Source organism: Chryseobacterium sp. CG10_8 (assembly GCF_058117085.1).
Genome location: NZ_JBYVEB010000308.1, coordinates 1 through 307, shown reverse-complemented (window position 1 = coordinate 307; position 307 = coordinate 1). Strand labels below are relative to the sequence as shown.

1 protein-coding gene is annotated in these 307 nt (G+C 33.9%); it reads right to left on the bottom strand.

Going from position 1 to position 307, the window contains the following annotated elements:
- Positions 1-49: 49 nt before the first annotated feature.
- On the bottom strand, positions 50-286 hold the full coding sequence (locus tag AC4AGG_RS16880; RefSeq protein ID WP_489773181.1) for a PspC family transcriptional regulator: 237 nt from the start codon (positions 284-286) through the stop codon (positions 50-52).
- Positions 287-307: the final 21 nt, after the last annotated feature.

Here is a 307-nt window from a genome sequence, read left to right as displayed (position 1 = left end):
AGAAAAATAACCCTTTGGTCATCATCCACATTTCATCAAGTATCAGATTCTACAAATCAAAAACATTAGGCCTTCTGGTGACAAAAATATCTTTTACCCAAAGAGAAAAAGCCAAAACCAAATAAATCAAAAAGAAAAAACCTACCGTCGCAAAAGTGGAGTAAATAAAAAACACTCTCAATTTAGACAAAGGGATTCCCAACTTGGCTCCCATTCTGGTCAAAGTTCCAAACCATTCCTTTTCGACGCGATGTCTTACTTCTGTAATAAATTTTGGTTCGCTCATGTGCAATTTTAATTAAATTTT

Coding starts and splice junctions, on each gene's coding strand:
- AC4AGG_RS16880 (WP_489773181.1), bottom strand. CDS start 286: ATGAGCGAACCAAAATTTATTACAGAAGTAAGACATCGCGTCGAAAAG.